This is a genomic window from Alteromonas sp. 76-1 (genome assembly GCF_900654235.1).
Taxonomy (GTDB): Bacteria; Pseudomonadota; Gammaproteobacteria; order Enterobacterales; family Alteromonadaceae; genus Alteromonas; species Alteromonas naphthalenivorans.
The window spans coordinates 849,617-876,315 of record NZ_LR136958.1 but is presented as its reverse complement, the minus strand read 5'-3'; the positions used below and the strand labels follow the sequence as shown (position 1 = coordinate 876,315).

At 43.7% G+C, this 26,699-nt stretch carries 30 protein-coding genes; 15 read left to right on the top strand and 15 right to left on the bottom strand.

Annotated features, from left to right (window positions below; translation table 11 throughout):
* Nucleotides 1–40 precede the first annotated feature (40 nt).
* Both ALT761_RS03715 and zapE read right to left on the bottom strand, forming a co-directional pair.
* Nucleotides 41–763 carry a YebC/PmpR family DNA-binding transcriptional regulator gene (locus ALT761_RS03715; RefSeq protein WP_013785342.1) on the bottom strand — a complete coding sequence of 241 codons (723 nt, stop codon included), beginning with the start codon at nt 761–763 and terminating at the stop codon, nt 41–43.
* Nucleotides 764–883: 120 nt separating this feature from the next.
* Nucleotides 884–1,981 (bottom strand): cell division protein ZapE, encoded by a 1,098-nt coding sequence (gene zapE / locus ALT761_RS03710; RefSeq protein WP_129736621.1) that lies wholly within the window; start codon nt 1,979–1,981, stop codon nt 884–886.
* A 263-nt stretch (nt 1,982–2,244) separates the two neighbouring features.
* Here zapE and ALT761_RS03705 point away from each other — a divergent pair, with 263 nt between their 5' ends.
* The 3 genes from ALT761_RS03705 (at nt 2,245) to ALT761_RS03695 (ending at nt 5,455) form a co-directional block, all read left to right on the top strand.
* Nucleotides 2,245–2,682, top strand: coding sequence for a ZapG family protein (locus ALT761_RS03705; protein WP_129736619.1), 438 nt, complete (start codon nt 2,245–2,247; stop codon nt 2,680–2,682).
* Nucleotides 2,683–2,768: 86 nt separating this feature from the next.
* Entirely contained in the window at nt 2,769–4,130 is a 1,362-nt protein-coding gene (locus ALT761_RS03700) for a DegQ family serine endoprotease (RefSeq protein ID WP_442858140.1), read from the top strand.
* Nucleotides 4,131–4,384: 254 nt separating this feature from the next.
* The gene (locus tag ALT761_RS03695; RefSeq protein WP_041452585.1) at nt 4,385–5,455 is read left to right on the top strand and encodes a trypsin-like peptidase domain-containing protein; all 1,071 of its coding nucleotides are present in this window, start codon (nt 4,385–4,387) and stop codon (nt 5,453–5,455) included.
* A gap of 114 nt (nt 5,456–5,569) precedes the next feature.
* On the opposite strand, the gene murA is transcribed toward ALT761_RS03695, so the two are convergent.
* The 7 genes from murA to mlaF form a co-directional block, all read right to left on the bottom strand.
* A complete protein-coding gene (gene murA / locus ALT761_RS03690) occupies nt 5,570–6,832 on the bottom strand; it encodes a UDP-N-acetylglucosamine 1-carboxyvinyltransferase (protein ID WP_013785347.1) in 1,263 nt (420 codons plus the stop codon).
* A 14-nt stretch (nt 6,833–6,846) separates the two neighbouring features.
* Complete coding sequence (locus ALT761_RS03685; RefSeq protein ID WP_013785348.1) at nt 6,847–7,104, bottom strand: BolA family protein; 258 nt, start codon at nt 7,102–7,104, stop codon at nt 6,847–6,849.
* A 44-nt stretch (nt 7,105–7,148) separates the two neighbouring features.
* Nucleotides 7,149–7,457, bottom strand: coding sequence for an STAS domain-containing protein (locus tag ALT761_RS03680; RefSeq protein WP_126872503.1), 309 nt, complete (start codon nt 7,455–7,457; stop codon nt 7,149–7,151).
* Nucleotides 7,454–8,107, bottom strand: coding sequence for an MlaC/ttg2D family ABC transporter substrate-binding protein (locus ALT761_RS03675; RefSeq protein ID WP_372339279.1), 654 nt, complete (start codon nt 8,105–8,107; stop codon nt 7,454–7,456). Before ALT761_RS03675 ends, ALT761_RS03680 begins: the two co-directional genes overlap by 4 nt.
* A 110-nt stretch (nt 8,108–8,217) precedes the next feature.
* The gene (mlaD, locus tag ALT761_RS03670) at nt 8,218–8,691 is read right to left on the bottom strand and encodes an outer membrane lipid asymmetry maintenance protein MlaD (RefSeq protein WP_013785351.1); all 474 of its coding nucleotides are present in this window, start codon (nt 8,689–8,691) and stop codon (nt 8,218–8,220) included.
* Between the two features lie 9 nt (nt 8,692–8,700).
* A complete protein-coding gene (gene mlaE, locus ALT761_RS03665; protein ID WP_013785352.1) occupies nt 8,701–9,477 on the bottom strand; it encodes a lipid asymmetry maintenance ABC transporter permease subunit MlaE in 777 nt (258 codons plus the stop codon).
* Complete coding sequence (gene mlaF / locus ALT761_RS03660; protein ID WP_126872501.1) at nt 9,474–10,274, bottom strand: phospholipid ABC transporter ATP-binding protein MlaF; 801 nt, start codon at nt 10,272–10,274, stop codon at nt 9,474–9,476. Before mlaF ends, mlaE begins: the two co-directional genes overlap by 4 nt.
* A 435-nt stretch (nt 10,275–10,709) precedes the next feature.
* On the opposite strand from mlaF, the gene ALT761_RS03655 reads away from it, so the two are divergent.
* The 12 genes from ALT761_RS03655 to mgtE all read left to right on the top strand — a co-directional run bounded on the left by ALT761_RS03655 (nt 10,710) and on the right by mgtE (nt 20,041).
* Nucleotides 10,710–11,666 (top strand): calcium/sodium antiporter, encoded by a 957-nt coding sequence (locus tag ALT761_RS03655; protein WP_129740554.1) that lies wholly within the window; start codon nt 10,710–10,712, stop codon nt 11,664–11,666.
* Nucleotides 11,666–12,640 (top strand): KpsF/GutQ family sugar-phosphate isomerase, encoded by a 975-nt coding sequence (locus ALT761_RS03650; RefSeq protein ID WP_013785355.1) that lies wholly within the window; start codon nt 11,666–11,668, stop codon nt 12,638–12,640. The genes ALT761_RS03655 and ALT761_RS03650 overlap by 1 nt, the downstream gene beginning before the upstream one ends.
* Entirely contained in the window at nt 12,640–13,206 is a 567-nt protein-coding gene (gene kdsC / locus ALT761_RS03645; RefSeq protein WP_129736613.1) for a 3-deoxy-manno-octulosonate-8-phosphatase KdsC, read from the top strand. The genes ALT761_RS03650 and kdsC overlap by 1 nt, the downstream gene beginning before the upstream one ends.
* Nucleotides 13,203–13,781 carry an LPS export ABC transporter periplasmic protein LptC gene (gene lptC, locus ALT761_RS03640; RefSeq protein ID WP_013785357.1) on the top strand — a complete coding sequence of 193 codons (579 nt, stop codon included), beginning with the start codon at nt 13,203–13,205 and terminating at the stop codon, nt 13,779–13,781. Before kdsC ends, lptC begins: the two co-directional genes overlap by 4 nt.
* The gene (lptA, locus tag ALT761_RS03635) at nt 13,750–14,313 is read left to right on the top strand and encodes a lipopolysaccharide transport periplasmic protein LptA (RefSeq protein ID WP_129736611.1); all 564 of its coding nucleotides are present in this window, start codon (nt 13,750–13,752) and stop codon (nt 14,311–14,313) included. The genes lptC and lptA overlap by 32 nt, the downstream gene beginning before the upstream one ends.
* A 2-nt stretch (nt 14,314–14,315) precedes the next feature.
* The gene (gene lptB / locus ALT761_RS03630) at nt 14,316–15,041 is read left to right on the top strand and encodes an LPS export ABC transporter ATP-binding protein (RefSeq protein ID WP_013785359.1); all 726 of its coding nucleotides are present in this window, start codon (nt 14,316–14,318) and stop codon (nt 15,039–15,041) included.
* A 75-nt stretch (nt 15,042–15,116) separates the two neighbouring features.
* A complete protein-coding gene (locus tag ALT761_RS03625) occupies nt 15,117–16,601 on the top strand; it encodes an RNA polymerase factor sigma-54 (protein WP_013785360.1) in 1,485 nt (494 codons plus the stop codon).
* 29 nt (nt 16,602–16,630) lie between these two features.
* Complete coding sequence (hpf, locus tag ALT761_RS03620; RefSeq protein WP_013785361.1) at nt 16,631–16,918, top strand: ribosome hibernation promoting factor; 288 nt, start codon at nt 16,631–16,633, stop codon at nt 16,916–16,918.
* A gap of 8 nt (nt 16,919–16,926) precedes the next feature.
* Nucleotides 16,927–17,370 (top strand): PTS IIA-like nitrogen regulatory protein PtsN, encoded by a 444-nt coding sequence (gene ptsN / locus ALT761_RS03615; protein ID WP_129736609.1) that lies wholly within the window; start codon nt 16,927–16,929, stop codon nt 17,368–17,370.
* Nucleotides 17,371–17,408: 38 nt separating this feature from the next.
* On the top strand, nt 17,409–18,251 hold the full coding sequence (gene rapZ / locus ALT761_RS03610) for an RNase adapter RapZ (protein ID WP_129736607.1): 843 nt from the start codon (nt 17,409–17,411) through the stop codon (nt 18,249–18,251).
* A gap of 2 nt (nt 18,252–18,253) precedes the next feature.
* Entirely contained in the window at nt 18,254–18,526 is a 273-nt protein-coding gene (locus ALT761_RS03605; RefSeq protein WP_013785364.1) for an HPr family phosphocarrier protein, read from the top strand.
* Nucleotides 18,527–18,682: 156 nt separating this feature from the next.
* A complete protein-coding gene (mgtE, locus tag ALT761_RS03600) occupies nt 18,683–20,041 on the top strand; it encodes a magnesium transporter (protein WP_129736605.1) in 1,359 nt (452 codons plus the stop codon).
* Between the two features lie 37 nt (nt 20,042–20,078).
* On the opposite strand, the gene ALT761_RS03595 is transcribed toward mgtE, so the two are convergent.
* From ALT761_RS03595 to ALT761_RS03570, 6 genes are all read right to left on the bottom strand, one after another.
* Nucleotides 20,079–22,097: a cache domain-containing protein gene (locus ALT761_RS03595; RefSeq protein WP_129736603.1), complete on the bottom strand. Its 2,019-nt coding sequence runs from the start codon at nt 22,095–22,097 to the stop codon at nt 20,079–20,081.
* A 187-nt stretch (nt 22,098–22,284) separates the two neighbouring features.
* The gene (locus tag ALT761_RS03590) at nt 22,285–23,178 is read right to left on the bottom strand and encodes an AraC family transcriptional regulator (RefSeq protein ID WP_129736602.1); all 894 of its coding nucleotides are present in this window, start codon (nt 23,176–23,178) and stop codon (nt 22,285–22,287) included.
* A gap of 330 nt (nt 23,179–23,508) precedes the next feature.
* A complete protein-coding gene (locus tag ALT761_RS03585; RefSeq protein ID WP_129736600.1) occupies nt 23,509–23,964 on the bottom strand; it encodes a ClpXP protease specificity-enhancing factor in 456 nt (151 codons plus the stop codon).
* The gene (gene sspA / locus ALT761_RS03580) at nt 23,961–24,593 is read right to left on the bottom strand and encodes a stringent starvation protein SspA (protein WP_013785368.1); all 633 of its coding nucleotides are present in this window, start codon (nt 24,591–24,593) and stop codon (nt 23,961–23,963) included. Before sspA ends, ALT761_RS03585 begins: the two co-directional genes overlap by 4 nt.
* 109 nt (nt 24,594–24,702) lie before the next feature.
* Nucleotides 24,703–25,437 (bottom strand): cytochrome c1, encoded by a 735-nt coding sequence (locus tag ALT761_RS03575; RefSeq protein ID WP_013785369.1) that lies wholly within the window; start codon nt 25,435–25,437, stop codon nt 24,703–24,705.
* A complete protein-coding gene (locus tag ALT761_RS03570; RefSeq protein ID WP_013785370.1) occupies nt 25,437–26,699 on the bottom strand; it encodes a cytochrome b in 1,263 nt (420 codons plus the stop codon). The genes ALT761_RS03575 and ALT761_RS03570 overlap by 1 nt, the downstream gene beginning before the upstream one ends.

Sequence of the window (26,699 nt, the reverse complement as noted above, 5' to 3'; positions counted from 1 at the left end):
TCAATCATAGAGGGCTTTTAAAGAGTAGATCGTGTTCGGTCTAGTTCGGTGTTATACCGTTATGGTAAACATCTTGTACGTCGTCACAGTCGTTCAGCATGTCCATGAATTTTTCAAACATTGGCATGTCTTCTTCGCTGATTTCTGATTCCGTTTGCGGGATCCAACTCATCTCTTCTGCATCAAAGCTAATATCTGGGTAAGCTTCAGTAAGCGCAGTTTTAACTTGGAAGTACTCAGTATGCGGTGCATAAACGGTAATTTTTCCGTCTTCGCCTTCCACTTCAGTCACATCAACATCCGCTTCCATTAAGACTTCCAAAATAGCGTCTTCGTCGTCACCATCAAACTGGAATACCGCTTGATGATCGAACATGTGCGATACCGCACCTTGAGCGCCAAGCTTTGCATTAGTCTTAGTGAAGCAGTTGCGTACTTCTGTAATGGTACGGTTAGCGTTATCAGAAAGACAATCCACAATTACCATGCAGTTGCCTGGACCAAAGCCTTCATAACGCATTGGTTGGAAATCTTCACCTGCGCCACCAGCGGCTTTATCAATCGCTTTATCGATAACGTGACCGGGTACTTGGTCTTTTTTCGCTTTTTCCATTAAACGGCGAAGCGACAGGTTAGTATCTGGATCGGCGCCACCGTTTTTAGCGCACACGTAAATTTCTTTACCGTACTTAGAATACACTTTAGTTTTCGCGCCAGCGGTCTTGGCCATGGCGGCTTTTCTTACTTCGAATGCTCTTCCCATCTTAAGATTCTCTTTTTTACAAATGGAGTTCTGCCATCAGTAGCAGAAAAAATTGGGCAAATTCTACCGATTTTATGCCCAACAATACAGTGCCACGGGCACTCTCGCTGTTTTTATTGGTTAAGGTAAGTGCTCAGTAGCTAAGTATTCGTGCGATTGCATTTCACTCAAACGACTTAAACAGCGTCTAAATTCAAAGTTTAGCAGCCCCTCGCCGTACAAATTTTCCATCGCAACTTCGGCAGAAATAATCAGCTTTACGTGGCGTTCATAAAATTCATCCACCATGGCAATAAAGCGGCGTGCAACGTCGTCGTTGTGTTGCCCCATCACCTTCACATTAGCCAGTAACACTGAATGGTAACAACGACTTAGTTCTATATAATCACTTTGGCTTCGCGGGCCACCGCAAAGCGCATTAAACTCTATCATTAATACGCCATCAGCATCTCTAAGCGTGTCTATTTGCCTATTATTAACTTCTATCGTTTCGTTTTCAGAACCCGCTTCAGGCGCCAACTGAGCAAAGTAACCATGCAAATTCTTAATCGCTTCACCATCTAATGGATAATGATAAATTTCAGCTTGCTCAAGAGTACGAAGACGATAGTCCACGCCACTATCTACGTTTATTACTCGCGTATTCTGATTGATTAATTCTATCGCCGGTAAAAAGCGTGCTCGCTGAAGGCCATTTTTGTACAAGTCATCCGGTACAATGTTTGATGTCGCCACCAACACAATGCCATAACCGAAAAGCTCTTCCATTAACGTGCCTAAAATCATGGCATCGGTAATGTCCGATACAAAAAACTCATCAAAACAAATCACTTTGGTTTCTTTCGCTAACTTGGCAGCAATGGTTTTTAACGGGTCTTGTGCGTTTGTAAGCTGCTTAAGCTCGTCATGAATTCGATGCATAAACCGGTGAAAGTGTACTCGCATTTTATTTTCGAACGGCAGGCAGTCAAAGAAGGTATCCACCAAATAGGTTTTTCCTCTGCCTACACCACCATAAAAATAAATGCCTTGAATGCCTGCGTTCTTCTGACCTTTACCAAACGCCGACTTAAGCTTTACCCGCCACGTATGCTTTTTCTCTGGCTGGGTTAACTCGTCGAACAAACGCTGTAATTCTTTGACCGCATTTTCTTGTGCTGCATCGTACTGAAACTCAGGCGACGTCAAATCTACTTGATATTTTTCCCATGGCGTCATCGCCTATTCCACTCCCGCAAAATGTCAATAGTGGCCGTGGCTGCACCGACCTGCTTGAAATTATCAATTATGACCTTAATTTTAATGGAAATCACGGTAGAATCGTACCTAGTTAATTTGCATAGCTCGTATAAACTTAAATTATGCAGTATCTATGCGCTTTTCATACTGGCTCTTGCTATATTCAAGTAATGGTCGAATGCATTAGGTAGCACGTATCAAGGTGTACTTAATGTGAGTAGTACGTTAATTCGGAGAATAGAATGGAACTGTTAGTGTCTCTTGCTTTACTAGTGGTGGGTTTAATCATTGGCTTTTTTATAGGTCGTTTTGTACAAACCAAAACGGGCGGGAGTAGTGCGGCTCAAACTGAGCAACAAGTGAAAGAGATATTAGCTCAACAAGCTCAGCATCACATTCATCAAACTCGTCAAAGCCTAGAAGGTATTGAGGGTCAGTGCGAAACACTGAAGCAACAAATTGAAGAATACGAAGCATTGCTAACGCAAAGCAATGACGATGACGACGCTAAAGTTCCCTTCTATGGTGAACAGGCGACGTCTTACCTTCGCAACAATTTAAAAGGTTCTGAAAAGTCTAAAGTGAACAAAGTATCCGATACCCAACCAAAAGACTTTGCGAATTCAGGGTCGGGTCTATTCGTCGGCGGTTCTGAGCAATCTACCGCAGACAAATCATAATTTAGGAACTTTTTCAGTTATTTCAGAGTCTTTAGTTAAATGATTCAATATCGCAATAACCTGAAGGAGTATAAGCGAGCATGAAAGTGTCTTTTCGTCAGTATGTCGTGGCGTCTGCAGTATTAGTAAGTTCCCTTGGCTTTAGCGTGAACTCTTATGCGGCATTGCCGTTCTTTTCAGATAAAAAGGATGAGGTGCCCTCTCTAGCCCCCATGCTAGAAGAAGCTACCCCTGCGGTGGTGAGTATTGCTGTTGAGGGAACGCAAACTTCTCGTCAGCAAGTGCCAGAAATGTTTCAGTATTTTTTCGGCGCACCGCAAGAACAGGTTCAAGAACGTCCGTTTAGGGGCCTTGGCTCTGGTGTTATTATTGATGCGGATAAAGGCTATGTGGTAACGAACAACCACGTTGTCGATAATGCCGATGAGATTACTGTCAAGCTTACCGATGGCCGTGAGTTTAAAGCGAAAAAACTAGGCTCTGATGAACAAAGTGATATCGCTTTATTAAAAATCGACTCAGATGATCTCACCGCATTACCACTGGCTGATTCAGACGCATTACGAGTGGGTGATTTTGTGGTCGCCATTGGTAACCCCTTTGGTCTCTCACAAACGGTTACCTCAGGTATTGTTAGTGCACTTGGCCGTTCTGGCTTAAACATTGGTGGCTACGAAGACTTTATTCAAACCGACGCCGCCATTAACCGTGGAAACTCTGGTGGGGCTTTAGTTAGCTTACGCGGCGAACTCGTCGGTATAAATACCGCTATTTTTGGTCCTAACGGCGGTAACGTGGGAATTGGCTTCGCTATTCCTAGTAATATGATGAAAAGCTTAGTCGATCAAATTGCTGAATACGGTGAAGTTCGTCGTGGCCTATTAGGTATTCTGGGCAGTGACATAGACGCAGGTCTTGCAGAAGCCATGAACGCTGATGTTAATATTGGTGCGTTTGTAAGCGAAGTAACCCCAGATTCCGCTGCTGATAAAGCAGGCATCCAAGCGGGTGATATTATTACCGGTATTAATGGTAGAAACTTGCATAGCTTCCAAGAGTTGAGAGCTAAAATCTCTAGCATGGGAGCAGGTGCAGAAGTTGAACTTACCATCATGCGTAAAGGTAAGGAAATGGAGATGGATGTGGTGCTTGGCGATGCTACGCAATCAACTGTCACGGCTGCACAAATTCACCCTGCATTGGAAGGTGCCACCTTAACTAATGGCACTGATGAAGCAGGTAATGCGGGCGTGGTGATCTCTGAACTGGCTACAGGCAGCCCCGCTGCACGTATTGGCTTGAAGGCAGATGATATTGTGATGGGCGTGAACCGTCTACGCACGCCATCTGTGGCTGAGTTTAGAGACGCGTTAGATAAAGCAAAAGGGGTGATTGCCCTTAATGTTAAACGCGGTAACTCTACGCTTTACTTATTGATTCGTCAGTAGTTGTAGCAAAATCATGTATTAAAACAGCGCCAAAAGGCGCTGTTTTTTTGTGTGTAATGTAGTGAAAATGTAGGTTTGCCGTAAAATGCTTATGCCCAATCTGATTAAAGACGACAGATTGACGGATAAGGTGATATCCTTTAACTTAATCAAATAAAAAATACCATTAACACGTAGCCTTATTTTGCCATCTATTTTGGCTCAAATTTGTGGGCTGAAGTGCTTTGGCATTAAAAACAACGTAAGTGTGGCTTGTGACTGGCAGCTCGATAGTTAATTTCATTATAAAATCAATATTCCTTGGAACAATAGTAGCCTTGCTTCTGTTGTTTTTACTGCCGGATTTACGTCAAGGTAGCGGCCTGACACAAGGACTTTTCACTGAGCCCTCTGTGAGTGCTAGCCGTGAGAGCTATTTTGCCCCCTTAAGCCGCTCTGCCCCTGCTGTAGTGAATATTTATAGTGTCAGTATTGAGAACGACACTGGCTTGTTTCGTAATCAGCCTAGAGAGCGTGCTAGTTTAGGTTCAGGCGTGATCATGACCGAAAACGGCTACATTCTTACCTGTCACCATGTGGTAGAAAATGCTGATAGTATTTATGTTGCAGTACAAGACGGAAGAATTCTAGAAGCACAAATAGTCGGTAACGATCCACTTACTGATTTAGCAGTATTGAAAGTCACTGCAGACAACTTACACATTATCCCTCAAGTTTCTGAGCCAGATATTCATGTAGGTGATGTGGTAATGGCTATCGGTAACCCCTTCGATTTAGGTCAAACTATTACTCAAGGTATTGTGAGTCGCGCTGGACGTAACGGCCTATCTAACTATGTTGATTTCATTCAAACCGATGCCGTGCTGAACCAAGGTAATTCTGGCGGCGCACTGGTTGATAGCAACGGCATCTTATTAGGTATTACCAACGCAAACTTCCAAGTACGTGATTCTCGTAATCGTGTTCGAAATGTAGATGGCATTAACTTCGCGGTACCATACGAACTCGCCAAGCGAGTGATGGACAAAATTATCAATAACGGCCGTGTTATTCGTGGTCAACTAGGATTTATTGGTGGTGAGTACCGAAATCGTCCTGGAATTGAAGTTACGGCGGTGGCTAACGGTAGCGCTGCTGATGAAGCTGGCTTGCAACCGGGTGACATTATATTAGCCATTGACGGCATCCGGTTAGAAAGTGCATCTAAAACGTTAGACATGATTGCAGAAACTGCGCCTGGTACGACTTTAGAGCTTGAAATTAGCCGTGGTGGTAACCCGCTTACTATTAACGCTTTAGTTGCTGAGCTGCGTGCCCAAGAATAAAGCGTTGTAGCAAAAGCTGACGCTAACGAGCAAAAGCTTTTGTATCAAGCACAAAAAAGCGCCTTATGATAAATAACCATAAGGCGCTTTTTTTATGAGCCGTTAATTAGCGCTTCATTCTTTTACACGCTCGATGTTGGCGCCAAGTGCACCTAACTTCTCTTCAATGGCTTCATAACCGCGATCTAAGTGATAGATACGGTTTACATGGGTTTCGCCATCGGCAATAAGCCCAGCAATCACTAAGCTTGCAGATGCACGTAAATCGGTTGCCATTACAGGTGCGCCCTTAAGCGCAGAACTACCTTTAGATACCGCAGAGTTACCTTCAAGGGCAATTTCAGCGCCCATGCGTTGTAGCTCTGGTACGTGCATAAAACGGTTTTCAAATATCGTTTCGGTAATAACACCTGTGCCTTCCGCTACGCAGTTTAACGTAACGAACTGGGCTTGCATGTCGGTGGGAAATGCAGGGTGTGGTGCGGTTTTAACGCGAACCGCTTTAGGCTGCTTGCCTTGCATGTCTAGCTCAATCCAGTCTTCACCTAAAGTGATAACCGCACCGGCTTGTTCAAGCTTATCGATAACAGCTTCTAACGTTTCAGGTGCCGCGTGAGTACAACGAATTTTTCCGCCAGTTACCGCAGCAGCGACTAAGAAAGTACCAGTTTCAATACGATCTGGCAGTACACGATAGTCACAACCATTTAGGGTTTCTACCCCTTCAATCGTAATTTTATCAGTACCTGCGCCAGAAATAACCGCGCCCATCTGAATAAGACAGTTAGCTAAATCCACAATCTCAGGTTCACGCGCGGCGTTTTCTAGCACGGTTGTGCCGTCTGCCAACGCCGCTGCCATCATTAGGTTTTCAGTAGCACCAACGCTTACCATGTCCATGAAGATGCGAGCACCTTTTAAACGGCCATCGACTTCAGCGCGAATATACCCTTCGTCTACTTCAATTTTAGCGCCCATCTTTTCAAGGCCAGTCAAATGAAGATTAACAGGCCGTGCACCTATTGCGCAGCCGCCAGGAAGTGATACGTTTGCTTTACCTTGCTTTGCAAGCAAAGGGCCTAACACCAAAATAGAGGCACGCATGGTACGTACTAATTCGTATGAAGCTGTAATGCTTTGCAGCGTACTTGAGTCTAACACCACATCGTTCGCAGCAGGTTGTGCTACTTCAACGCCTAGCTCTCGTAATAGTGCTACTGTGGTATTAATATCCCGCAGTCGAGGCACGTTGGTATAACGACATGGCTGGTCGCTAAGTAAACTGGTCATTAATAATGGTAACGCAGCATTCTTAGCACCGGAAATACGCACGGTTCCCTGTAGTGCAGGGCCTTTCTTTATAACAAGTTTATCCACGAAAAAAGACCTGCTTACTGAGGAATGTGAAACTGGCGCTCACGCTCCCAGTCTTTTACTGAAAAGGTTTTGATGGTAATGGCATGCATAGACCCATCGGCAATCTTATCTGATAAAGGTGCATAAACGGCCTGCTGGCGTTTAACGCGGCTCATTTCATTAAAAATATCGCCTACCGCGATAATGTTGAAATGAGAACCTTCGCCTTTTACATGAACTTCTTGAAGCTCTAGGGCGTCGGTGAGAATTTTTTCAATTTCGGACAATTCCATAACTTACTTCTTTACCTGCTTGTTCTTTACCTAGCTAATTAGGATCATTCTACTGGTAAAAAGCCATCAACGTCGCTTATTTTAGCCAGTTTACGTAATTTTTCTGGGAGTTCACGCAAGCTAACATTAATCCCCTCACGCTTTCCATCCCTAATTGCGTTTAATATCCAAGCTAATCCAGCACTGTCTACTCGCTCAACATCGCCCAAATCGATACAACACGTGCCGGCTTTAGCCAATATAGCGCTTTGCGATGAGGTTAAACTTTCAAAAAAATTTTTAGACAGAGTGTCACGATCTAAATGACCGTGCACGCTGACTTGGGCGTTATCGTTAACCTGAAAAAGGCTCACGCACTCTCTCCGTCAAAATCGATAGGCTCATCTTGATTTAGCTCAACAGGCTTACCAATCTTATCTCTCATTAGCGCAATCACTGCATCAATACCGTCTTGACGAAGGATAGATTCAAACTCACTGCGCTTACTATTTAGCATGCTGATACCTTCAGCTACCATGTCGTATGCTTTCCACTCATTTGTTTTTGAGTCTTTACGTACTTTAAACGCAATTTTGATTTCTGGGCGTTTAGGATCTTGAACTACAGCGCGAACCGTTACTGATTTTTTATCATCAAACGATGACTCAGGTTCAAACTGAACCGTTTGGTTGTCGTAGTAGCCCATTGCAACCGCGTAAGACGTAATAAGATATTGTCTGAATACGGTAATGTATTCACCCATTTTTTCTTGTGGAACCGATTTAAAGTGCTTGCCCAATACCATGAAAGCAGCAAATTTATAGTCGATATGAGGGACTAGCTCTTCTTCCATAATGGTGCGCAACATTTCAGGATCAGCTTTCACCGCTTCTTGGTTCGCTTTAATTCTATCGAAGGTTTTAGAAGCAACGCCTTTAACCAACTCATACGGGTTTTGCTCGTTGATTTCTTGAGCTTGCGCCGTTCCCACTAAAGAGAACATCAACACGCTCATTATTACCATTAACTTTTTCAATGCCTATCTCCTGAAACTAAATTCTTATTACAACAGACCTGACAATTCCCTTTTTGGTTTCATCAGGTCTTTATTAATTCTAATTAACCTTCGTATTCTTATTCTTCGTCACTTCCGCGACTAAATAAGAATTGCCCTATCAAATCTTCTAATACCAATGCCGACTTTGTATCTTGCAGATAATCGCCATCTTTTAGGTTTGCTACCCCGTCAAACGAGAAACCTGGCTGGAAGCCAACATATTGCTCACCCAGCAGGCCAGAGGTCAGTATTGAAACTGAGCTGGTTTCTGGAAAGCCGTCGTAGCTTTTCAAAATCGATAACTCTACTACGGGCGTGAAGTCTTCTTGATCAAGTGTGATGGAAGAAACTCGACCAACATTCACACCACCGACCTTTACAGATGAGCGTGCTTTCAACCCACCGATGTTGTCGAATTTAGCGTATAGGGTGTAGGTATCACCATCGCCACCTACCGATTGATTAGCCACTTTTAGTGCCAGCAACATTACCGCACCAATGGTTAATACAACGAACATGCCAACCAATACTTCAGATTTATATTTATTCATGACTCAACCCTACTCAATGCCAAACATAAGGGCGGTAAGCACGAAGTCCAGCCCTAATACTGCTAATGAAGAATACACTACAGTTTCTGTAGTAGCTTTGCTGATCCCTTCCGATGTAGGAATAGAATCGTAACCCTTAAATATGGCTATCCAGGTGACAACCAAGGCAAAAACAAGGCTTTTAATAATGCCATTTACCACATCTTCGCCCCATTCCACCGTAGACTGCATAATTGACCAATAACTGCCAACATCTACACCTAACCAATCAACGCCCACTAGGTGACCGCCTAAAATACCGACAGCACTGAATATCAGCGCTAGCATTGGCATCGAAATAATGCCCGCCCAAAAGCGCGGCGCGACAATACGCCTTAGCGGGTCAACCGCCATCATCTCTAGACTGCTAATTTGCTCAGTTGCTTTCATTAAGCCAATTTCTGCGGTTAGTGCAGAACCCGCTCTACCAGCAAACAATAATGCGGTAACTACAGGGCCAAGCTCGCGTAGCAGCGATAACGCCACCATGGGGCCTAAGCTACCTTCAGCGCCGTAATCAACTAAAATGGTATAGCCTTGCAGCGCCATTACCATGCCAATAAATAATCCTGACACGATAATAATTAACAAAGACTGAACGCCCACCACATGAACCTGTTTAATGGTAAGCGGAATGTTTTTTAATCTAGGAAGGGCAAGTAGCGCTCCCATTAACATGTAGGTAGCACGGCCAATGGCAGTTAACTTGCCAATGGTTTTAGCACCTATCGATTGGAAGAACTTCATTTATCCCCTCCGAAAAAGGTATTTTCTATATCCGGAGCAGGGTAATGAAACGGCACAGGGCCATCGGCTTTACCTTTTAGGAACTGCTGAACTAACTCTGAATCGCTTTCTCTAATTTGCTGCGCGGTTCCTTCCCCAATTACCCGTTTGTCTGCCAAAATATAAATATAATCGGCAATAGTGAGCACTTCAGTCACGTCGTGGGTTACCACTACACTGGTTAAGTTTAGTGCGTCGTTAAGCCCTCTGATTAATTTAACCAGTACACCCATAGAAATTGGATCTTGGCCGGCAAAAGGTTCATCGTACATAATAAGGTCTGGGTCTAACGCAATAGCTCTGGCTAATGCTGCGCGACGTGCCATTCCACCAGAAAGTTCGCTTGGCATGAGTTGCGCTGCGCCTCTTAGCCCAACAGCCTGTAGCTTTAATGCGACAGTTGTGGCGATAAGATCTTCCGATAACTTGGTGTGTTCACGTAGCGGAAACGCCACATTGTCAAAAACTGTCATGTCTGTGAACAAAGCACCACTTTGAAAAAGCATGCTCATTCGACGACGTGCTTGATAAAGCTCTTTACGGCTCATAGCGACAACAGAGTCGCCATCAAACTGTATATCACCTTCATCTGGCGTTAATTGCCCGCCAATAAGGCGCAGTAAAGTGGTCTTCCCTATACCACTGGGGCCCATAACGGCCGTAATTTTTCCTTTCGGAATGCTCAGCGTAATACCGTCATAAATAACACGGTCTGCGCGTCGAAAGGTTAGGTTGTCTATCTCGACTAAATGGTCCATAGCGATTTTATTTATCGACCCTTGAATAATAAGTGATACCAGCAAAGCAAGTAATGACGCACATCACTCACTTCCTATAGATGTAAGGTTTAAGCTACTTAAGTCGCCTTTAACGCTAAACTGTTTTCCATAACGGCTTTACATAACAGCTAAAGCCAAGGCAAGTTCTATGCCTTCGAGTACGTTAAATCGATAAAGTTTACTGAGCAGTGTAATTTAATGTCATTGTACGCTTTTTCAAGCGCGGCACAAAAGCAAAACGTTACAAGTTATGTTCGATTTATTCGAATTTAGAAAATTCGAATGATTTTCAATCAGTAAGCACGACCAAAGGGGTACTTAATACCGCCTTTGCTAAAATAAGCGATAGTTCCCATAGGCAAATGGCATTGTTTTTGCGACAATCTTGTGAAATTCCTAACTATGCTGGTTGTTGTGCTTTTAAACGTAGTCATTTTTTTAGTTGGACTGATTGTACTTAGCTGGAGTGCAGACCGTTTTGTTTACGGTGCATCAGCGTTCGCCAAGAATATTGGTATGGCGCCTATGATGATAGGCTTAACCATTGTCGCAATGGGGTCGTCTGCACCAGAAATTGTGGTGTCAGCCGCGGCATCTATTAACGGTAATATGAATACCGCCGTAGGTAACGCATTAGGCTCAAATATTACTAATATTGCCCTTGTGCTTGGTATTACTGCGCTAGTCAAACCGCTTCTTGTTGCGTCCTCTACGTTAAAGCGTGAACTCCCTGCTCTGCTTGTTATTACCGTCATCGCTGTTGCTTTTCTTTTCGATGGAGAACTGACTCATCTTGAAGGCATCATCCTTATTAGCCTCTTCGTGATTGTTTTGGGCCTAATGGGCTGGCTTTCCATGAAAGTAGATAAAGAAGACCCATTAGTAAGTGAGACAACAGATGAAATTCCTAACGATGTACCCACCTCTTCCGCTGTTTTCTGGATTGTAGTTGGTCTAATACTGTTACCGTTAAGTGCACACTTCTTAGTGGGTTCAGCGGTAGAAATAGCCCAATACCTAGGCATGTCAGATTTAGTTATCGGCTTGACCATTATTGCGTTGGGCACAAGTTTACCCGAACTGGCTGCCAGTATTGCTGGTGTGCTTAAAGGGGAAGATGACCTAGCGTTAGGCAATATTATTGGTTCTAATATTTTTAACTTGCTAGCTGTACTAGGCATGCCTGGCCTAATAGCGCCTGGCACATTAGACCCTGATGTGTATAACCGCGATATGTTCGTTGTGCTCGGGCTAACCCTATTGCTATTTTTGTTTAGTTTCACCTTAATGGGTAATCGACGAATAAGCCGAAGAAATGGCGGCTTATTGATTGCTTGCTTTATTGGTTATCAATTTTGGCTTTTTGCGTAATGTCACAAGAAAATAGCTTCATCACTTCAGCCAAGCGCGTTATAGAGATTGAAGCGCAGGCAATTTCAGCGCTTTCATCGCGTATGAACGATGATTTTGTTACCGCATGTAATTTATTACAAAACTGTGTGGGTAAAGTTGTTGTGTGCGGAATGGGTAAATCAGGGCATATTGGCCACAAGATTGCTGCAACACTTGCCAGTACCGGAACGCCGTCGTTTTTCATGCACCCAGGCGAAGCCAACCATGGCGACTTAGGCATGCTAAGCAAAGGTGATGTGCTACTCGCTATTTCTAATTCTGGTGAAACCGCAGAGCTAGTTAATTTACTGCCCATTGTGAAGCGATTAAATGTACCTGTTATAGCAATGACCAACAGCGTAACTAGTTCGTTAGGACAGCACGCAGACGTGGTATTGAATATTAGTGTAGAAAAGGAAGCGTGTTCTTTAGGCTTAGCACCTACCTCTAGCACCACCGCTACCTTGGTAATGGGTGACGCCCTTGCCGTAGCCCTACTTGATCGCAAAGGTTTTACCTCTGACGACTTTGCGCTTTCCCACCCGGGTGGCAGCTTAGGCAGAAAATTACTGCTGAAAGTGAGTGACATCATGCTCACAGGTAGCGAACTACCCTTGGTAGACGAAAACGCCCTGGTTGCAGAAGCACTATTGGAGATATCCAAAAAGGGGCTGGGTATGACCGGGGTTATCGATAGCGATGGTGTTTTAGTCGGAATTTTCACCGATGGTGATTTACGTCGTATTTTAGATGCCCGCATAGACTTGCATACCGCCACGGTTACGCAGGTGATGACCAAAGGCGGTAAAACAACCATGCCTGAACAACTCGCCGTAGAAGCGCTAAATGTAATGGAAACTCATAAGATAAGTGCGCTTATGGTAACGGATGATGCCCGCAAGCCTGTGGGCGCATTCAATATGCACATGCTACTTAAAGCGGGAGTTTTATAATGAACGACACCCAAACAGCCGTAAATACACTTTATACCGCTATGCCAACGGCGTTGTATTCCTCGTTAAAACAAGTTCGATTATTAGTCTGTGATGTAGACGGTGTGTTTTCAGATGGCCGTATTTACCTTGGTAATGCTGGCGAAGAGTTAAAAGCATTTCATACCCGTGATGGCTATGGTGTTAAAGCGCTTGTGAATTCAGGTGTGGCAGTGGCGGTTATTACGGGCAGGCGTTCTGCCATTGTCGAAAATAGAATGAAAGCACTGAATGTCGCACACATTGTGCAGGGTGAAGAAAATAAATCTGACGCCCTTGCAGAACTGATGGCTCGCTTATCACTTAAGCCCGAGCATGTGGCGGTAGTAGGTGACGATATGCCTGATACGGGCATGTATCCTCACGCTAATGTAAGAATTGCGGTAAAAGACGCCCACCCTGCGGTTGCACAGCAAGCGAATTGGATCACCACGTTGCCCGGCGGCTTCGGGGCCGTTCGCGAAATATGTGACACCTTGCTTCAAGCAAACGACAAGCTACACGGAATTCAAGGTGCTAGCGTATGAAGGTATTAGGTTTTGACCGATTAGGCTTAAGTATTTCGGTGTTATTTATATTGGCATCCGCCCTGTATATTCCTATTTGGATGGACGAAGACCCTGCTCAGCAATCTGATCAAGGGCCGGACGCATTGAAGCCTGCATATAAAGCCAAAAACCTAACGACCACCTTATACAATCAAGAAGGACAGCTAAATCACAAAGTATTTGCAGCGTCGATGGAACATTACGACCAATTGGGCTTTGTTTTATTCCAAAAGCCCAGATATACATTGTATACCGACGATGCACAGTCACCGTGGGAAGTTACCGCGACAGAAGGCACTTTGTATAATAACGAATTGATACAGCTAGAAAATAATGTCGTTATTGAAAACCAAAGTGTCGATGACTTTGTAAGAACAATACGCACAGCGTTTATAGAGATAAACCTGTACACTAAGCAAATGACATCTGATCAGCCCGTGGAAATACGTGGCTTACAATATGTGATTAACAGCAATGGGTTTAACGCTAATTTGCGTACCCAGGAATACGAGTTAATAGACCATGTACAAACCATTTATTCGCCTAGCCACTAAAGCATTAGCGACTAGCCTCGCTGTTAGCCTATTTGCTATTGCGGCTATAGCGGCTGAAAGCGACTTTAATAAACCAATTAAAGTTGACTCGAAATCGCAATTTGTTGACGGTAAAAACAAAACCTCATTGTTTAAAGATGATGTAAGGATTACTCAAGGTTCTTTGGTGATAAATGCTGATGAAGTTGAAGTGATTGCCAGCGAAGGTGATGGACGAGAGATATTCGTGGCTCGCGGCAAACCAGCCAGCTATTCGCAAAAACTTGAAGACGGTGCTCCTGTTACAGCGAAGGCCAATGAAATTCGCTATGAAGTAGTAAATCGAACTATTTCTTTACAAGGAAATGCTGAGCTACAGCAAGACACCAGTAAAGTACAAGGCGACAAGATTACCTTCGACATGGTCACTGAACAATTACTTGCAACAGGCGGCGAAGACGGCGAAGGTGGCAGAGTCACTACCGTATTTACCCCTGAGGCAATACGTAAAGCGTCATCGAATAACGAAGACGATAAGGCGGACGACAACTAATCATGGCAACGTTGAGCGCACAGAGCCTTGCAAAGGCTTATAAAGCACGTCAAGTGGTTCGCGATGTAAGCTTATCAGTATCGACGGGGCAAATCGTTGGACTACTCGGCCCTAATGGTGCCGGTAAAACGACTACCTTCTACATGATTGTTGGCTTAGTTCCCTTAGATAAGGGCAAAATCAGTATTGATGACAGCGAATTAACTCACGAGCCCATGCACGAACGTGCTCGCCGCGGTATTGGGTATTTGCCGCAAGAAGCCTCTATTTTTAGAAAATTGACGGTGTTTGAGAACATCATGGCTATCTTGCAAACCCGTAAAGGGTTAAGTTCATCAGAACAAGAACAAGAAGCCGATGCGCTACTTGATGAATTTAATATCAACCATATACGTAATAGTACGGGTATGAGTTTATCCGGTGGTGAACGCCGCCGAGTAGAAATCGCACGAGCATTAGCAGCCGATCCGCAATTTATTTTGCTTGATGAGCCATTTGCTGGTGTTGATCCTATATCGGTTAATGATATAAAGAAGATCATTCAACATCTTCGTGACAGAGGAATTGGAATCCTCATCACCGATCACAACGTAAGAGAAACACTGGATGTGTGTGAGAAAGCGTATATTGTGAGCCAAGGCGAACTCATCGCGCAAGGGACGGCAGAACAAGTTTTAAGTAATCAGAAAGTAAGGGATGTATACCTAGGAGAACAATTCAGGCTATAGTTACTGTAACCGAATTGTCATTTTCAGTTTTAAGCACGGGTATATTCACAACAAGAGTTTAAAAATAAGACGTAGATGAAACCATCTTTACAGCTAAAGTTCAGTCAACAACTTACCATGACACCGCAGTTGCAGCAGGCAATCAAGCTGCTGCAGTTGTCTACGCTCGACCTGCAGCAAGAGATTCAGGAAGCACTTGACTCAAACCCTCTTTTAGAAGTTGAAGAAGGCGGTGATGACCACCCGGTTGAGAAAAACAACATGGATGGTGACGACCCTTCTGTGGAAGCGGCTCCCACTGCATCTAGCGATTCGTTGGAAGCTGGTGACGCGCTTGAAAAGAACGACCTTCCCGACGAGTTGCCAATCGACAGCACATGGGATGAGTATTACTCGGCCTCTTCTGCCCCCGCTCCTGGCCCATCGAATAATGATGACGACCAACTGTTTCAGGGTGAAACCACCGACAATATTCAAGACCATTTGCTTTGGCAGATGCGTTTAACCCCGTTTTCAGATACAGACCGCGCCATTGCTACCGCCATTATCGACTCCATTGATGAATCTGGTTACCTTAACGTACCCATTGAACAGATTTTAGAATCGGTAAACTCTGACGATGTTGAAGAGTTGGTAGAAATGGACGAAGTTGAATGTGTACTAAAACGTATTCAAATGTTCGACCCTATTGGTTCAGGTTCACGTACACCGCAAGAATGTTTGCTCGTGCAGCTTCGCCAGTTCTCAGACGATACGCCATGGCTCACCGAAGCCAGACAGCTTATTAATGAGTACTCAGACCTGCTGAGCAGCAAAGATTACCGTACGTTAATGCGCAAGAGCCGTTTGAAAGAAGATCAACTTCGCGAAGCCATGCGCTTATTGCAAACGTTGAATCCTCGTCCTGGCAGTGCATTAATTACTAAAGAACCCGAATACGTTATTCCTGATGTTTCGGTAAACAAAAAGAATGGCCGTTGGGTAGTAGAACTTAATCCCGACAGCTTGCCAAAATTAAGCGTAAATCAACAATACGCTGCCATGAGCCGACGCTCTAAAAACAGCAGCGATTCGCAATTTATTCGCTCGCATATGCAAGAAGCCAAGTGGTTTATAAAAAGCCTTGAGTCAAGAAACGACACCTTGATGAAAGTAGCAAACTGTATTGTGCAGCAACAAATGGGCTTTTTCGAGCACGGCCCAGAAATGATGAAACCAATGGTGCTAAATGATGTCGCAGAAATGGTAGATATGCATGAATCCACCATTTCACGTGTCACCACGCAAAAGTATATGCATACCCCTCGTGGCATTTTCGAGTTGAAGTATTTCTTCTCTAGCCATGTAGCAACGGAATCTGGTGGTGAGTGTTCATCTACCGCTATTCGCGCGTTAATTAAAAAGCTTGTGGCAGCGGAAACGCCCAGCAAGCCATTAAGCGATAGCAAGATTGCTCAATTGTTGGCCGAACAAGGCATTAAAGTAGCCCGGCGGACAATAGCAAAATACCGGGAATCGTTATCGATTCCGCCGTCAAACCAACGCAAAAGCCTTATCTAAAGGCCTTGATAATTTAAGGAAGACGAAATATGCAAATCAACCTTACCGGTCATCATGTCGAAATTACTGACTCTTTGCGTAGCTATGTCGATACTAAGTTCAGCAAACTAGAGCGTCACTTTGATCACATATCTAATGTGCATGTCATCCTGAACGTCGAAAAACTCAATCAAAAAGCCGAAGCCACCATGCACCTTAGCGGCGCAGAAGTGTTTGCTTCATCTCATAATACAGACATGTATGCGGCGATAGACAGCATGATCGACAAACTCGACAGGCAAGTTATCAAGCATAAGGAAAAGCTGAAAAAGCACTAAATATTAGTATGGAAATTCAAGCCATAGTAAGTTTGGACCGCACCGAGTGTGCGGTTCAATGTAATAGCAAAAAGCGTATTCTTGAGATTATTAGCGACATTGCCGCTAAGAATAATCCCGACATCGATCAGGCCACAGTGCTAGCGAGCCTACTTGCCCGTGAACGAATGGGAAGTACGGGGATTGGCAATGGCATTGCATTGCCTCATGGTCGTTTACCGGGTTTAGAACACGTTATCGCCATTATTGTAACTAGTCACCCTGCCATCGATTTTGATGCGCTTGACGACCAGCCCGTAGATATATTCTTTGCCTTGTTGGTGCCTGAAGAGAAAACAGAAGGTCACTTACAAACACTCGCTACCGTGGCGGGTAAGCTAAGTGATAAAGAAACGGTGAAAGCCATTAGACGGGCCTCCACCAGTGACGACATTATTACGGCTTTAAGCTAAAAAAGCACAGCACCATATTTTTAGAGGGAGAAATGCAGGTGAAACTGATTATTATCAGTGGTCGATCCGGTTCAGGAAAATCAGTTGCGCTACGTGCCCTTGAAGACTTAGGTTACTATTGCGTAGATAATATTCCGGTTAACCTTCTCCCTACTCTTACCCATACCGTGGTTGATGAATATGACCAAGTTGCGGTAAGTATCGATGTAAGAAACCTGCCCAAAAACCCAGCGGACTTGGTAGAAATTTTAGATTACCTACCCTCATCGTGGTCTATGACCATTGTGTACATCGACGCAAGCGACGATGTGCTGGTGAAGCGTTTCAGCGAAACCCGCCGACTGCATCCGTTAGCCAAACTCAACAAATCATTATCTGAGTCTATAAAGGCCGAATCAGATTTACTTGCGCCTATCGTTGAACGCGCCGATTTGTATATTGATACGGATAAACTCACTATTCATCAACTCGCAGAACTTATCCGCGAACGAATTCTAGGTAAGAAAAGCTCTCGCTTAGTATTGGTGTTTGAATCGTTTGGCTTTAAGCACGGTATTCCTAAAGACGCAGATTACGTGTTCGATGCAAGGTTTTTACCCAACCCGCATTGGGAACCAGATTTAAAGCACTTAACGGGCTTAGATGCGCCGGTTGAAGTATTTTTGGGTTCTCAACCTGTTGTAACCAAATTTATTTGGCAAATTCAGAACCTAATCACTACATGGCTGCCACATTTGGAACGCAATAACCGTAGTTATGTCACCATTGCGATTGGTTGTACTGGCGGTCAGCACCGCTCAGTATTTATTGCACAATCGTTAGCGAAAACCTTTGGCGAAATACACCCCGATGTGCAAATTCGCCACCGCGAGTTAAACTAGTAATGACCATTGAAAAAACACTAACTATAGTCAATAAGCTAGGCCTACATGCGCGCGCGGCCACGCAACTGGTTCAATTAGCTAATCAATTTGACGCTAAAATCGTGTTGGTAAAAGGCGATAAGAAAGCTGATGCAAACAGTGTACTGGGCTTAATGATGCTGGAAAGCCATCAAGGTGAACAAGTTAACGTTGTGGTTGAAGGTAATGATGCCGAAGCGGCATTAAATGCCATTGAAACGTTAATTGAAGGCCGTTTCAACGAAGACGAGTAATACTGTGCTCTCCTGTTATACGGTTTCAGTATAAAGCCGCCTATAATTTCATCATATAGCTTGTAATTGTCTGTCTCTGCTGCGCTTTTGTCATGACAGCGTCATGGCAAGTGCGATATCCTATCATTATAGAAATTCCATTTTTAGGCGAAAGCAGTGGCAGAAGCGCTGGTCTCAAAATACGTACAAAGCCAAATTAGGGCACTTAATGGCGCGTTAATTAACGGTCAATTTGTTTCTGTACGTAAGCTTCTGCTGGAATTGCCTCCTTCTGATGTTGCACATATTCTCGAATCTAGCCCAAGCCGCACCCGTGACGAACTATGGGAACTTATTGATGGTGATTTCCACGGTGATATTCTAGAAGAACTCTCTGACGATGTACGTAACGGTATCATCACCAAAATGCTGCCGGCCAACGTAGTAGACGCGTTAGAAGAAATGGATACCGATGACTTAGCGGTTACCCTTAGCAGCCTTCCAGAACCAGTACTGCAAGACATTCTTGATTCAATGGATGCACAAGACAGACTCAGAGCTGAACAAGCGCTGTCTTACGGCGAAGAGACTGCTGGGTTCATCATGAACACAGATACCATTACTCTTCGCCCTGACGTAACCATTGATGTGGTACTTCGTTATATTCGCCTTAAGGGCGAATTACCTGAAAACACTGATACTTTTTATGTAGTGAATCGAACTGACAATTTAGTCGGTATCGTACCAGTAACGCGATTACTTACCGCCGAAACCGAAGCCAAGGTATCGGATGTGATGGATGAAGAGTCTGAAGCGATTCCTGTTCATATGCCAGATGATGAAGTGGCGAGTTTATTCGAACGTTATAACTGGCTATCAGCCCCTGTGGTTGATGAGAAACATCGCTTAGTCGGCCGAATTACCATTGATGACGTGGTTGATATTATTCGTGAAGATGCCGAGCACTCGATGATGAGTATGGCGGGTTTAGATGATGACGAAGATACCTTTGCTCCTGTGCTTCAAAGTACCAAACGACGCTCCGTATGGTTGGCTGTAAACTTGGTTACCGCGCTAATGGCAGCCATGGTAAGCGATTTATTTGAAGCCACACTCAGTCAATTGGCTGTACTTGCCATACTCAATACCATAGTGCCTAGCATGGGCGGCGTAGCGGGTAACCAAACACTCACTCTCGTTATTCGTGGTATGGCTCTAGGGCATGTTAACGCCAGCAACTCCCGTTGGTTGATAAGCAAAGAAATATCTATTGGTTTCTTAAACGGTGCTATTTGGGCAATATTAATTGCTTCGGTAATTGCGCTTTGGAAACAAGACTACATGCTAGGTATCATTATCGCCTTCGCCATGTTGGTTAACATGATAGCCGCAGCGCTGGCAGGCGCTACTTTGCCGCTCATCATGAAGCGTTTGAAAATAGACCCTGCACTAGCAGGAAGCGTAATACTCACAACCATCACTGACGTGGTGGGTATATTTGCATTTTTAGGTACTGCAACCCTGTTTCTAATGTAATACCGTGACAATCGTGTAGGCGTTGTTCTAATGCTATTTAGCTTGGCATCATGATGAACGCCACCACATCATTTTGATAATCACCGGTTGTTTTGTACTCTCTATACCCTTTAGACGCGGCAATACCAATTGCGTATTTCTTACCCTGGTAATTTGTAATTCGAGAGTCTTTCTCGCCATTTTTCAAACCTAAAAGTGTGTCGTCTATCTCGATAACGTCCCCCACCTGCTGAGGGCTACCTTCTGTAGCAGAAATAATCATCCCATCAGGCTGACAAAACATGCCAAAACACCCCGTTAAAGTATGCCCACTTTCGTCTTTAGGTAGCGAATCATTTAACATTTCAGTGAATTGTGGTGCACTGTCAAATACAATTCCTATACCGCCTACCACGTTATTTTGTTTTAGACTGGTAATTGACGCGTTATAAACGTAAGTGTGCTTATTATCGTACTGCTTGCTAGGAACAAATTTCGATACCGAATATTTCTGTGAATCTGTACAACTCAACGCATCTATAGCGCCGCTCTGTGTATCGACTTTGTCTCCAATGACTGACGCATGGTCTTTGTTAGATACCGCGACAATAATGCCATTTTTGTCATAAACGTATAAATTGGTGTAAACCGTGTATAGGTCATTAATGTAACCAAGAATGTTTGAAATTTCTTGCTGAGCATCAGGCCCTACGGTGGGAAGTTGCAAGTACTGTCGAAATACAGTGGTAAGCGCCCACCAGCGACAATCGTTCGCTCTTTCGTATAGATTTCTGTCCATAATATCTACCGCTAAGCTTGCGCAAAACCTTACGTCACCAAGCCGTGCGCTTATCACTGTAGATTGTAAATTATCGATAGAGTCAGAAAAGATTAACGCGATACTCTCCCCGGTCGATTTGATCTCAGAAAGTACAGGCATGAATTCAACAGCATTATTGCGCGCCGCAGCAATAATGCCATTCAATACCACTAAACTCAGATCGTCATTGATTAACATCGACGTTTTGAATATTTGCTTTAAATCATCAGAAAAGAGTTGGGAGTTAAGTAACTGACAAGAGTCAGTTTGAGGTTTCCCAGTTTCATTTGAATGCTTAAAGGCATCATTGAGTGGCGTCATAGCTACACCCTGCCATGATAAACCTTCAAAACCTTGATAGCCTTTAGTTTTCGACGTTGTAGATATATAGCTTTTATTTTTTATGGTGATTAAATCAGGGGACCCACTGTTAGGTATTTTTTCACCCACTTTAAATTTTTGTGAATGGCTAGTCGCCATGACTTCTCTGCTTTCAGACACAATCATAATACTGCTGGCGGCACGTTCAGATTGTAAGTTGCTAAAAATTGACTGCATTTCATCGTCAAATTTGAAGCATAGACAAAGAACACCTAGTGCTTTGGCATCTTTTTCGTTACTTTCCTTAATGACACACGAATAAATTAATGAATTGCGCTTGTGAGGCTGAAGATCTGAATAACGAAAAGTTTCTGTATAGTCTTCTGTAGACGCCAAGGTTATCGGAATTAGCGGGTCTTCGCTAAATTCAATTGGGCTATCAATATCCAAATTAGCCTTAACCCGCCCCTGGGTATCAAGAAGAACAATTTCATCATATACACTATATTTTTTTACGTATTCCGCTAAACGGTGGCGAATATTTTCAATGTCTTCGGTTTGCTTATCGGTGTGAAGCAAGAAAGCTCGGATATCATCATCAGTAGCCAGAAAGCCTACATCGGCAGTACGCTCAAACAAATTTCTGATCAGAATATCAATAGCGACTTGAGATTTATTATGATCGTCAGCCAAACGCTTCAACAAATGCTCTTTCATCAGGTTTTGAATGAGCCTACCTTGTAACTCAGAGAATTTCTCTTTTGTACTAAGCATTTCTTCTAAAATGCTATCAGATACATTATGGCTGTTGATTTTACCTATCAGCGATATTTTGCCCCACCAATGGTTTAAATCATCAAACCTATCGTTGTAGTTGTTGATAAGTGGAATTGCCGCTTGTAATTTTTGTCGGTTATTTGAAAGTAACTGTTCCAATACTGCACTGCCTATTATTTTTATTTTATGACAAATAGTTGTTGTGCTTTAAGAACGAATTTTCTCTTACAATGGTGTGGTTAGTCGTAAAGATTGCGTTTAACTTCACAGGGTGTAATGCACTTGTTTACCATCCCAGTATATTTGCGACAATGCAACACATCAGATTTACACCTTTAGTATAATATTAAATCAGTGCTGCAGGGATTTGCCTATCGTGGCTCCATTGCTTAGGAGACTGACCATATAACCGCTTAAACTCGCGGCTAAATTGCGATGTACTTACATATCCTACATCCATTGCAGCTTCATTTACGGTCATACCACCTACAATTTTCATTGCAGCCGTGTTCAGGCGCATAGACTTTACGAACTGAATGGGCGACATGCTCGTCGCTTGTTTGAACTTGCGGTGGAATACAGCGCGACTCATGCCCACTTGTGATGCCATATCCTCTATAGTGACCGTTTCATTTAAACGGGTTGATAGGTAGTCGATTGCACGAGCAATCTCGTTGCCTACGCCAAACGCTCGCCTTGCGGATTCGCCAGCCCCACCTTTCAAAATGGTGTAATAAACTTCACGAAGGCGACTGTCGCCAAGTACAGCGGTATCCGCTCCATTTTGGCTTAACTGTAATAATCGCATTAACGCTTCAGCAAAGTCATTGTCCCAATCAGACAGTGCAATACTTGGCGGAAACTTTGCCCCTTTTGATTGTTTTTGCATGCCGCAAGCGCGCTCTACTTCCATGGTAAGCTCGGTCATCACGCGAGTATCAAGGGAAATAAACACACCTAACAATGGATTGTCGGGCGATGCGTTAGGTGTGCCCGCCTCAACAGGCATAGACATACTGCAGCACATGTACTGGTCTGTGCCATAAACATAAGATTTCCCGTCTAGTATCGCCTCTTTCGTACCACTGACAATCGCCACTACTGTAGGCTCATATACCGCGGGCGCACAGCGAACACCTTCTGTCACTTTAAATAGCTGTACACCTTTAACACCGGTTTCAAATAGGCCATCTTCGGTAAGCTTATTCTCGATGAGCGTTTTAATTTTTTCTTTGAACATAGTCATTGAACCCGCAAAACCAATAAAACTAACAAAGGAAAATATAAAGCAACTACAAGACAAATAGGCAATTTTTTTGCGCTTTGTAGCATACAAACCTCGCGATATAACCATGATAGTTTATCTCGCAGAAGTTAAATAGACACCGAAGAGACAAGCAAAGTTGCAGAAAAGTAGCGTTAAACAACACGGACTATGGGTTCAGTTTAGGAATTTATTTGTTAGTACAGAAGCAGTACGTAATGAATATAGAGCGCATAGAAGTAGATAAGAAGATAAAACGAAAAGAATAAGCTGACTTCCTGCTAAGGCAGCAGGAAGTCAGAATGCTTATTTAATCACTTTTAAGGTAGGTTTTCCCTTTTTAGGGGGAACGGGTGCATCTGTATTATCCGACGCGTCTACGTCTTCAATAGATGCTGGCCCAGTGGCTTGAGGTTCAGATGGCTTACTTGTTTTGGCCATCTCCTCTTCGGTAGCAAATACAGTACCGGCGCCATTTTCACGCGCATAAATCGCCATAATAGCTTCGCTAGGCATGCTTAATCTTCTTGGTTGGCCACCAAAACGAGCTTGAAAAGAAAGCCCGGTTAAGTCCAACGAAAAATTAACACACGCACTAGGCGACACGTTTAAAACGATTTGCCCGTCCTTAACAAACTCTAAAGGCACTTCCACCATGTCATTCGTTGCATCAACAACAATGTATGGTGTGAGATCGTTGTCCACTATCCATTCGTAAAAGGCCCTTAAAAGGTAGGGCTGATTAGACGTCATAGATGTCATAGTGGGTTATGGATCTCGCGCTCTTGATCGGTTAGCGATGCTTTAAATGAACTGCGAGAGAAGATACGGTTCATGTAGGCATTAATTTCTTTACTACCTGCGCCATTAAGCTCAATACCTAAAGCAGGTAAGCGCCATAATAACGGAGCAAGATAACAATCAACTAAGCTGAACTCTTCGCTCATGAAGTAAGGCAATTCACCAAACACAGGTGCTAATGCAAGTAGCGCTTCACGTAAGTCGTTACGCGCAGCTTCAACATTACCTTCACCACGGAAGATACGAGCTGCTAACGAATACCAGTCTTGTTCGATGCGGTGCATCATAAGACGGCTTTGGCCACGAGATACCGGATAAACTGGCATAAGTGGTGGATGCGGGAAACGCTCATCAAGGTATTCCATGATGATATGCGATTTATAAAGCACCAGTTCACGATCAACAAGAGTTGGAACGGTTCCGTAAGGGTTTAACTCCAACAGATCCTCTGACAGATTGCTAGGATCTGTGTAGCTTATTTCAACACCCACACCTTTTTCTGCCAACACAATACGCACCTGATGGCTGTAAATATCAATTGTGTCAGAGAACAACGTCATAATAGAACGTTTATTCGCGGCTACGGCCATTCAATTTCCTCCGTCGAGAAACTAGTTATGCCCGCTAAATCGGGCGAAATTCAAATAATAAAAAAGGGGGCGAGAAGCCCCCTTTGCCATTATACATAATTCTGTGCGATTAGTGCACTTCTCGCCAGTATTCTTTCTTCAGCAAGTAAACAAATACAAACAGTACGGCAATGAAGATAAGAACCCATTTACCAATACGGTGTGACTCTAGCTTAGCTGGCTCACCGGTATACTCTAAGAAGTTAACAATATCGGCAACAGCTTGGTCGTACTCATCTGGAGACATTGAACCTGTACCATCAGATTTAATACCTACATATTGTTCAACCATTTCACCGTCGACCATAACTTCTTCGTGCATTTCAGTTGGTGTACCTTGCAAAGGTTGAAGTACATGCGGCATACCCACTTCTGGGAATACTTTATTGTTCACACCAAATGGACGACTCTCATCTACGTAGAAAGAACGTAGATAAGTGTAAATCCAATCTTCACCACGAACACGAGCTACAAGAGTCAAGTCTGGTGGCGCAGCACCAAACCAACCTGCTGCTGCATCTTCAGGCATTGCACGCGTAATATAATCAGCAACCTTTTCGCCCGTAAACTGAAGGTTTTCAGTTCCTAGCTCGTCTGGAATGCCCAAATCGGCAAACGTACGCTGATAACGCTGATACTTCATTGAGTGACAGCCTAAGCAGTAGTTCATGAACAACTGCGCACCACGTTGCAACGAGGCCTTATCAGTTAGGTCGATAGGTGCCTTATCAAGATGCACACTACCACCAGCGGCTAACGCTACACCCGGTAGAAAAAATGCTAAAAAGCACATCAATTTTTTCATTAGGCAATCCTCTCTGGTACAGGCTTGGTTTTCTCGTTACGGCTGTATAGGAACAACAACACGAAGAAACCAAAGTACATAACAGTCGCGATTTGCGACGCAACAATCTTCCAGTTTTCTTGAGGTGTAGCACCTAAGTAACCTAGGAAAACGAATACAATTGCGAACACAATAAGGTTTACTGTGTGTAAACCACAACGATAGCGCCACGATTTAACACGACCGCGATCTATCCATGGTAAAGCGAACAAGGCTGCAATAGCACCAAACATCGCAAGTACACCAATTAGCTTATCAGGTACTGCCTTAAGGATGGCGTAGAACGGCGTGAAGTACCAAACAGGGAAGATATGTTCAGGTGTTTTCAACGGGTTCGCAATTTCAAAGTTAGGATGCTCAAGGAACTTACCGCCCATTTCAGGTGCGAAGAACAAGATATAAGTGAACAAGGCTAAGAAAATACAGAACGCTACTAAGTCTTTCAGCACCATGTGCGGGAAGAATGGCAAGATGTCATCAGCGATATCATACTTGCTTGTGTAGTACTCATGGATTTGGAATTTAGTCTTTTCTGACTCAGGTAACGAGCCTTTCTTATGCTTAATCGCAATACCGTCTGGGTTGTTAGAGCCCACTTCGTGTAGCGCAATAATGTGTAAGAACACTAAAATAACAATAACCAATGGCAATGCAATAACGTGCAATGCGAAGAATCGGTTTAGGGTAGCACCCGAGATTACATAGTCACCTTGTAGCCAGATAACTAAGTCTGGACCTACAACTGGGATTGCACCAAATAGCGATACGATTACCTGTGCGCCCCAGTAAGACATTTGTCCCCAAGGTAATACATAACCCATGAAGGCTTCAGCCATTAGTGCAAGGTAGATAAACATACCAAACACCCAAAGCAATTCACGAGGCTTTTGGTAAGAACCGTAAATCATGCCACGGAACATATGCAGATATACCACAATAAAGAACGCTGAAGCGCCAGTACTGTGCATATAGCGGATAATCCATCCGTAATCAATTTCACGCATGATGTATTCAACAGACGCGAACGCACCTTCAGAAGTTGGTACGAAGTTCATTGTTAACCAGATTCCAGTAATAATTTGGTTAACTAAAACGATGGTAGCCAAAAATCCAAACACGTACCAAAAGTTCATGTTCTTAGGCGCTGGGTATTGGATGGCGTGCATATTCGCCACACGCATAATTGGAATACGCGCTTCAATCCACTCTAAAAAAGCATTCAT

What these genes read in the sequence shown, in the direction of transcription:
- ALT761_RS03715 (WP_013785342.1), bottom strand. Translation starts at nt 763, where the DNA reads ATGGGAAGAGCATTCGAAGTAAGAAAAGCCGCCATGGCCAAGACCGCT.
- zapE (WP_129736621.1), bottom strand. Translation starts at nt 1,981, where the DNA reads ATGACGCCATGGGAAAAATATCAAGTAGATTTGACGTCGCCTGAGTTT.
- ALT761_RS03705 (WP_129736619.1), top strand. Translation starts at nt 2,245, where the DNA reads ATGGAACTGTTAGTGTCTCTTGCTTTACTAGTGGTGGGTTTAATCATT.
- ALT761_RS03685 (WP_013785348.1), bottom strand. Translation starts at nt 7,104, where the DNA reads ATGGAATTGTCCGAAATTGAAAAAATTCTCACCGACGCCCTAGAGCTT.
- ALT761_RS03675 (WP_372339279.1), bottom strand. Translation starts at nt 8,107, where the DNA reads ATGGTAATAATGAGCGTGTTGATGTTCTCTTTAGTGGGAACGGCGCAA.
- mlaD (WP_013785351.1), bottom strand. Translation starts at nt 8,691, where the DNA reads ATGAATAAATATAAATCTGAAGTATTGGTTGGCATGTTCGTTGTATTA.
- mlaE (WP_013785352.1), bottom strand. Translation starts at nt 9,477, where the DNA reads ATGAAGTTCTTCCAATCGATAGGTGCTAAAACCATTGGCAAGTTAACT.
- mlaF (WP_126872501.1), bottom strand. Translation starts at nt 10,274, where the DNA reads ATGGACCATTTAGTCGAGATAGACAACCTAACCTTTCGACGCGCAGAC.
- ALT761_RS03650 (WP_013785355.1), top strand. Translation starts at nt 11,666, where the DNA reads ATGTCACAAGAAAATAGCTTCATCACTTCAGCCAAGCGCGTTATAGAG.
- kdsC (WP_129736613.1), top strand. Translation starts at nt 12,640, where the DNA reads ATGAACGACACCCAAACAGCCGTAAATACACTTTATACCGCTATGCCA.
- lptC (WP_013785357.1), top strand. Translation starts at nt 13,203, where the DNA reads ATGAAGGTATTAGGTTTTGACCGATTAGGCTTAAGTATTTCGGTGTTA.
- lptA (WP_129736611.1), top strand. Translation starts at nt 13,750, where the DNA reads ATGTACAAACCATTTATTCGCCTAGCCACTAAAGCATTAGCGACTAGC.
- lptB (WP_013785359.1), top strand. Translation starts at nt 14,316, where the DNA reads ATGGCAACGTTGAGCGCACAGAGCCTTGCAAAGGCTTATAAAGCACGT.
- ALT761_RS03625 (WP_013785360.1), top strand. Translation starts at nt 15,117, where the DNA reads ATGAAACCATCTTTACAGCTAAAGTTCAGTCAACAACTTACCATGACA.
- hpf (WP_013785361.1), top strand. Translation starts at nt 16,631, where the DNA reads ATGCAAATCAACCTTACCGGTCATCATGTCGAAATTACTGACTCTTTG.
- ptsN (WP_129736609.1), top strand. Translation starts at nt 16,927, where the DNA reads ATGGAAATTCAAGCCATAGTAAGTTTGGACCGCACCGAGTGTGCGGTT.
- ALT761_RS03605 (WP_013785364.1), top strand. Translation starts at nt 18,254, where the DNA reads ATGACCATTGAAAAAACACTAACTATAGTCAATAAGCTAGGCCTACAT.
- ALT761_RS03590 (WP_129736602.1), bottom strand. Translation starts at nt 23,178, where the DNA reads ATGTTCAAAGAAAAAATTAAAACGCTCATCGAGAATAAGCTTACCGAA.
- ALT761_RS03585 (WP_129736600.1), bottom strand. Translation starts at nt 23,964, where the DNA reads ATGACATCTATGACGTCTAATCAGCCCTACCTTTTAAGGGCCTTTTAC.
- sspA (WP_013785368.1), bottom strand. Translation starts at nt 24,593, where the DNA reads ATGGCCGTAGCCGCGAATAAACGTTCTATTATGACGTTGTTCTCTGAC.
- ALT761_RS03575 (WP_013785369.1), bottom strand. Translation starts at nt 25,437, where the DNA reads ATGAAAAAATTGATGTGCTTTTTAGCATTTTTTCTACCGGGTGTAGCG.
- ALT761_RS03570 (WP_013785370.1), bottom strand. Translation starts at nt 26,699, where the DNA reads ATGAATGCTTTTTTAGAGTGGATTGAAGCGCGTATTCCAATTATGCGT.